Source organism: Streptomyces sp. NPDC003032, from assembly GCF_053591415.1.
On record NZ_JBSFTT010000098.1, the window covers coordinates 1 to 5,687 of the forward strand.

The 5,687-nt window shown below is 69.6% G+C and carries 8 protein-coding genes; 2 read left to right on the top strand and 6 right to left on the bottom strand.

The window, feature by feature from the left end:
- Positions 1-281: 281 nt before the first annotated feature.
- Positions 282-881 carry an NADPH-dependent FMN reductase gene (locus ACWDZ7_RS42465; protein WP_125511448.1) on the bottom strand — a complete coding sequence of 200 codons (600 nt, stop codon included), beginning with the start codon at positions 879-881 and terminating at the stop codon, positions 282-284.
- Between the two features lie 63 nt (positions 882-944).
- Positions 945-2,405 (bottom strand): MFS transporter, encoded by a 1,461-nt coding sequence (locus tag ACWDZ7_RS42470; RefSeq protein WP_451804273.1) that lies wholly within the window; start codon positions 2,403-2,405, stop codon positions 945-947.
- A 218-nt stretch (positions 2,406-2,623) separates the two neighbouring features.
- Between ACWDZ7_RS42470 and ACWDZ7_RS42475 the strand changes: the two genes are divergently transcribed.
- Positions 2,624-3,094: a MarR family winged helix-turn-helix transcriptional regulator gene (locus ACWDZ7_RS42475; RefSeq protein ID WP_164551694.1), complete on the top strand. Its 471-nt coding sequence runs from the start codon at positions 2,624-2,626 to the stop codon at positions 3,092-3,094.
- 142 nt (positions 3,095-3,236) lie between these two features.
- On the opposite strand, the gene ACWDZ7_RS42480 is transcribed toward ACWDZ7_RS42475, so the two are convergent.
- Positions 3,237-4,106: an IS5 family transposase gene (locus tag ACWDZ7_RS42480; RefSeq protein ID WP_451804276.1), complete on the bottom strand. Its 870-nt coding sequence runs from the start codon at positions 4,104-4,106 to the stop codon at positions 3,237-3,239.
- Between the two features lie 10 nt (positions 4,107-4,116).
- The gene (locus ACWDZ7_RS42485; protein WP_451804282.1) at positions 4,117-4,542 is read right to left on the bottom strand and encodes a helicase associated domain-containing protein; all 426 of its coding nucleotides are present in this window, start codon (positions 4,540-4,542) and stop codon (positions 4,117-4,119) included.
- Between ACWDZ7_RS42485 and ACWDZ7_RS42490 the strand changes: the two genes are divergently transcribed.
- Positions 4,522-4,743: a hypothetical protein gene (locus ACWDZ7_RS42490; RefSeq protein WP_451804284.1), complete on the top strand. Its 222-nt coding sequence runs from the start codon at positions 4,522-4,524 to the stop codon at positions 4,741-4,743. The two genes, ACWDZ7_RS42485 and ACWDZ7_RS42490, sit on opposite strands and share 21 nt — an antisense overlap.
- A gap of 4 nt (positions 4,744-4,747) precedes the next feature.
- Here the strand turns inward: ACWDZ7_RS42490 and ACWDZ7_RS42495 are convergent, their stop codons facing one another.
- Positions 4,748-4,873: a hypothetical protein gene (locus tag ACWDZ7_RS42495; RefSeq protein ID WP_451804278.1), complete on the bottom strand. Its 126-nt coding sequence runs from the start codon at positions 4,871-4,873 to the stop codon at positions 4,748-4,750.
- A gap of 344 nt (positions 4,874-5,217) precedes the next feature.
- Positions 5,218-5,580, bottom strand: coding sequence for a hypothetical protein (locus ACWDZ7_RS42500; RefSeq protein ID WP_451804280.1), 363 nt, complete (start codon positions 5,578-5,580; stop codon positions 5,218-5,220).
- Between the last annotated feature and the right edge of the window lie 107 nt (positions 5,581-5,687).

The following is a 5,687-nucleotide window of genomic DNA, read 5'->3' on the forward strand; positions in this document are numbered from 1 at the left end:
CGCCAATATCAGGCCCGCCTGAGTCACTACAAACGACGCGGACACAGCCCCTGAAAACTGCCCAGCACTCAGAACAAGCACCGTTGCAGTATTAGAATGCGCTTCTGTGCGGGGTGGATCGCCAGGGCGAGGTGGGGGCAACCAGCAGAATCATCGGCGGGCGGGGTATAGGGCTGGATGACTACACGGGACTGAGTCGCCCCGCTGCTTTCTGGAAGGGCCGCGATGAGCCGATGGAGGCGGGGCTGCGGGCCCGGCTTTGGGGTCGGGCCCGCAGCTCTTTAAGCCTGGTAGGGGTTGGTCGTGCGGGCGTCGCGGAGTGCGGTGGCCCACCAGGCGAGTTGGTCGAGCTGTCCCTTGGCTGCGGCTTCACAGGCGGTGTCGAACGGGCGGCCGTTGTCGTCGAAGCACTCGCGGATGTTGTGGAAGCTGACCGTGTTGCGGATGGTGTGGGCGTGGAGCTCGCCGAGGATCAGGCTGAGGTGCTCGGCGGCGCGGAGGCCACCGGAGATGCCACCGTAGGAGACGGCCGCGGCGGGCTTGGCCCGCCAGGCGGCGGGAACGAGGTCGATGGCGTTCTTGAGGGCGGCGGGGATGCTCCGGTTGTACTCCCCGGTCACCACCACGAACGCGTCGGCCTGCTCGATGCGTTCGTCGAACGCGGTCACTCGCGGGTCGGGGACGGTGAAGTCCATGACGGCGGGCAGGTCGGTGGTGGCCAGGTCGATGAGGTCGAGGTCCATGTCGGGGCGGGCACGGAGAATGTCGGTGTACCAGTTGGTGACGGTGGGGCCGATCCGGCCCACGCGGGTGCTGCCGGTGATCACCGCGACGCGCAGCGCCGGGGCGGGGGCGGCGGTCGACGGCTGGAGGGTAGTCATGAAGGGACTCCTGGTAGGTGAGGGCAGGGGCGGCAGGTTGCCGCCGCCTGGAAGGGTTTGCGGTCAGCGGGTGGGTTGGGGGGTGCGCGCGGGCTCGGGGGCGGGTGCGGGGCGGTGGTTGATGAGCGCCATGACGAGGAGCGCGGAGGCGGTGAGGATCGCGGCGCCGGCCCAGGTGGCGGTGGCGAAGCCGTGCGCCATGCCTGCGGTGCGGGCTCCGGGGTGGCCGCTGAGGTAGGAGGCGGTGGAGCTGGTGGCGATCGTGTTGAGCAGGGCGGTGCCGATCGCGCCGCCGATCTGCTGGCTGGTGTTGACCAGGGCGGAGGCGACACCGGTGTCCTGGGGGTCAACGCCTGCGTTAACCAGGCCGAAGACAGTGGTGAAGGCGGTACCGAGACCCAGGCCGAGCAGGAGCATGCCGGGCAGGACCACGGCCGCGTAGGAGGTGTGGGGGGTGATCTGGGCGAGCACGGCCATTCCGGCGGCGGCGACCAGGAGCGCGGGAGCCATCAGCGAGCGGGCGGGCAGGCGGGGGGCCAAGCGGGCGCCGATCTGGGTGGAGCCGGCCACTGTCGCCACTGACATCGGCAGGAACGCGAGTCCGGTCTGCAGCGGGCTGAAGCCCTTGACGACTTGCAGGTAGAACGTGATGAACAGGAACATCGCGAACATGCCCGCGACTGAGAGCAGCATCGCGAGGTAGGCGCCGCCGCGGTTGCGGTCCAGGACCACGCGCAGGGGAAGGAGAGGGGCCTTCACCCGCTGCTCCACCAGCACGAACACGATCAGCAGTACCAGCGCCAGGGCGAACAGCCCCAGCGCGCCGGCGGAGCTCCAGCCGTTCTGCTCGGCCCGGGTGAAGCCGAAGACCAGCGCGGCCAGGCCGCCGGTGGCCAGCACCGCGCCGGGCAGGTCGAGCCGTGCGGCGCGCGCGGTCGCGGTGGACCTGTCGGTGATGTAGGCCAGCGCGCCCACGACTGCGACGACGGCGAAGGCGATGTTGACCAGCAGCGTCCAGCGCCAGCCCCAGTACTGGGTCAGCAGACCGCCCAGCAGCAGACCGATCGCCCCGCCGCTGCCGGCCATGGCGCCCATGACACCGAACGCCTTCGCGCGTTCGCGGGTCTCGGTGAAGGTCAACGCGATCAGTGACAGCACGGCCGGGGCCAGCAGTGCGGCGAAGACACCCTGCAGGGCGCGGGCGCCGAGCAGCATCCCCGTGTTGACCGCGAGGCCGCCGAGGGCGGAGGCGGCGGCGAATCCCGCAGCGGCGGTGATGAAGACGGGCCTGCGGCCCCAGCGGTCGCCGATGCGTCCGCCCAGCAGCAGGAGCCCGCCGAAGGTGAGGGCGTATGCGGTGATCGTCCACTGCCTGCTGCTGTCGCCGAAGCCGAGCTCCCGCTGGGCGGACGGCAGTGCGATGTTCAAGATCGTGCTGTCCAGCACGATCATCAGCTGCGCGAGGCAGATGACCACCAGTGCCTTCCAGCGCCGGGGGTCTACCGGGACTTCTGTGCCGGACATCGGGCCTTCATCCTCTCCTCGAACTTACTTCCACGATGGAAGTAAACCTAAGGTATTTCCATCGTGGAAACAAAATCGGGTTAAGGTGGCCTCTCCGCAGTTCCGCCGACATGCCAGGAGTATCGGTGCCTGATCAGCCACCGCCCGGGACCGTCCCCGGCGCGCAGCCGCCCCCCGGCAACCCCTGGGGGGCAGAACCGTGGCAGGGGGGCTGGCTGATGAGCCGGCTCCGCGCTCACGACCGCGACTGGACCGACCTGCGCCGCCAGCACGCCGACCGGATGGGCCTGCATCCCACCGACGCCTACGCGCTCTACGAGATCGCCCTGCACGACCGGCAGAACCAGCCGCTGACCGCCACCCAGCTCAGCGACCGGCTCCGTCTGTCACCGGCCGCCACCTCGGCCCTGCTCAACCGGCTGGAGAAGGGCGGGCACATCCACCGCGGCCGTGAACACGACGACCAGCGGGTCGTCACCCTGCGCGCTACCGACGCCTCCAAACGCCGCGCCGAGGACTCCTTCGCCCCTGCCAACGCGGTCATCCAGCAGATGACCGACCGGTACCCGCCCGCACTTCGCCAGCAGATCGAGGCATTCTTCGACGACCTGCACGCCACGCTCCAAACGGCCCTGGCCGCGGATCACGCGACGGAAGCCGCTGCCTCGCCTGCCGATCACTCCCGCTAGCAACACCGGCTCATTGGCACCCGCACTGCGGCTTGGCCGCTGTCCGGCGCCAGACCAGGGCGGTGCCAAGGCGAACAACTCCGGTCGGTTCGTCGACCTGGCCGCGGCCGCAGTGATGCGTGGGAACCTCACCTTCGACAGGTCAAAGCCACTCGTAGATCGCAGCGACGAGAACGGTTGCTTCGAATCGGACCGCGAGCTTGTCGAACCTGGTGGCCACCGCCCGGTTGCGCTTGAGCCGGTTGATCCCGCACTCGACCGCGTGCCGGGCCTTGTAGTCCTCGCGATCAAAGGCCGGAGGCCGTCCGCCGGCCTTCCCCAGCCGTTTGCGGTGCGCGACCTGGTCGGCAGGCTCCGGGATCGTGCAGCCGATTCCCCGTTTTCGCAGGTAGGCCCGGTTGGCGCGGGAGGAGTACGCCTTGTCGCCCCGCACCCGCAGCGGGCGGACACGAGGACGGCCCACTCCGGTGCGCGGGACCCGGATACCTTCCAGCACGGCGGTGAACTGAGGGCTGTCACCACGCTGACCTGCGGTGACCAACAACGACAGTGGTCGATGACCTTGCTCACAGGCTAGATGGATCTTGGTTGTGAAACCGCCGCGGGACCGGCCCAGTCCGTGGTCTTCCGGCTCGGTGCGGGTTCCGCCGGGGGCTTCCTTCTGGGCCTTTCCGTCGCGGCGGGCACCCGCAGCGTGCTGATGGGCACGGCAGATCGTGGAGTCGACGTTGGCCTCCCACGTGATCAGCCCTGCCTCATCCGCGCGGGCCTGCAGCCGGGTCAGCAGCTCGGGCCAGGTGCCGTCACGCTGCCAGCGGCGGAAGAGCCCATAGACCGTCTGCCACGGCCCGTACTCTGACGGAAGATCCCGCCACGGAGCACCAGTCCGCACCCGCCACCGAATCCCGTCGATCAGCCTGCGTTGGCTCAACGGCGGCCGCCCCAACACCGCGACCGGCAGCAGCGGCTCCAGCACAGCCCACTGACCATCAGAAAGATCCCCTCGCCCCACACCGCGATCATCACAGCACAGGGCGAGCGACGTTAGGGCGTGTTTGAGATGTGGTCACAGCGGTTGCCGTATGAGGGCAAGTTTGGCAGCGGGGATCGGTTGACCTGCCACGAACGCGCCAGGGGCCGGGCCGCTGCCCGACCCCTGAGTCTGTCAGGAGTTGTTGCTGCTCGGGACGTAGATGGTTCCAGGCGGTGTGTTGTGCTCTGATCCAGGCGCGTGCGTCGGCCGGCGGGCCGCCGGGGCAGGTTTGTGTGGTGCGGGCGCGGGTGTAGGTGCGTTGCCAGGCCAAATCCCAGGGCGGGTTCCACCAGGGGTCGATCGCGGTCAGGGCCTGGTGGCGGGCGCTGGGGGTGGTGTCGCGCCGGGCTTGTTGGCGTTGGTCGTTGAGCCAGCGGCCCAGGGGAAAGCCGTCGTGGACGGTGGAGTAGGCCACGGCCAGGGTGTGGTGGATGTCGGCGTAGGCGCGGGCGTGCTTGAGGGCGGTTTCGGCGTAGGGGTTGAGGGGCCGGGTGCGAGCGGTTTCGCCGCCGAAGCGACCGTGTGCGCCCAGCTGCTCCAGACCGTGGCCCGCGGCGACAACCTCACCCTCGAAGACCAACTCCGGCACTGGTCCGAGGAACTCCGCCGCCGCTGACGAATCAGCCCGCCCACCCGATGTCACGGACCTCGATCGCACCGGCGTGCGGCAGGTACTGGATCCAGCAGCGCCGTCCGAACACCTCCCGGATCTCCTCCACCGAGCCCGGATCGCGGACATCGGCCACGCCCTCGGATCCATCCGCGCGACCTCCACAAGCGCCATCACTTCCCGCCGTGCCCGGTCGTCCGGCCACTGCGCCATGACCTCCACCGCGAGCTCCTCCACCACTACGCCGTACCGCATCCCGCACCCCCCTCGTGTGATCGACTCGGGCAGCAGCGTACGAAGGAACCGCTGATCGCGTTCCGGCCTGTGGATAACCCGCGCCCGCGCCGCTCAACGGCCGCGGAGCGCGGCGGGCGGCCCTTCCGGCGCGGCGCCGGGACGACGAAGCCTCCGGGGCTCAACCGGTCCCGGAGGCTTGTCTCTTGCTCCGCAGACCCGTTCAGCGAACGGGGCCCGTCGGCGTCACGCCACGGCGGCCTGCTTCGCCAGCGCCGCGAGCGGGGAGCGCCGGCCTTTCTCGACCGCACGCAGCTGCCCCCAGTCGACCTCGGAATGCGCGGCTGGCAGCGCGTCGACGTTGGCGCACCGGTAGAGCGCGACGTCGACGGCCCCGGCCCGCGAGGTGCCGAAGCGGACCTCGATCGACTGCGGCGAGCGGATCCAACCGAGCCGCACCACCCAGTCGAACTCCACCCTGCGCGTAGCCGACGGGTTCCCGGATTCCTGATGCCGTTCGGCCGGGAACCCGGTTGATGGCGCTTCTTGAATCTCCCCACTTGCTGCTAAGGGCTGGGGCAAACCTGCTCTGTTGATCTCCCCATCCATCGTGTGATCTTGCCCGGTGTGTCGTCGTATCTGGCGGTTGGTCCGGAAAGCCTGCGTGCGCTGGTTCGGCCTGCTCGGGGGCCTGGATGCTGACGCGGGAGGAAGAC

Bases quoted from the DNA above. Each gene is read 5' to 3' on its own strand.
- ACWDZ7_RS42465 (WP_125511448.1), bottom strand. From the start codon at position 881: ATGACTACCCTCCAGCCGTCGACCGCCGCCCCCGCCCCGGCGCTGCGC.
- ACWDZ7_RS42470 (WP_451804273.1), bottom strand. From the start codon at position 2,405: ATGTCCGGCACAGAAGTCCCGGTAGACCCCCGGCGCTGGAAGGCACTG.
- ACWDZ7_RS42475 (WP_164551694.1), top strand. From the start codon at position 2,624: ATGAGCCGGCTCCGCGCTCACGACCGCGACTGGACCGACCTGCGCCGC.
- ACWDZ7_RS42500 (WP_451804280.1), bottom strand. From the start codon at position 5,580: ATGGATGGGGAGATCAACAGAGCAGGTTTGCCCCAGCCCTTAGCAGCA.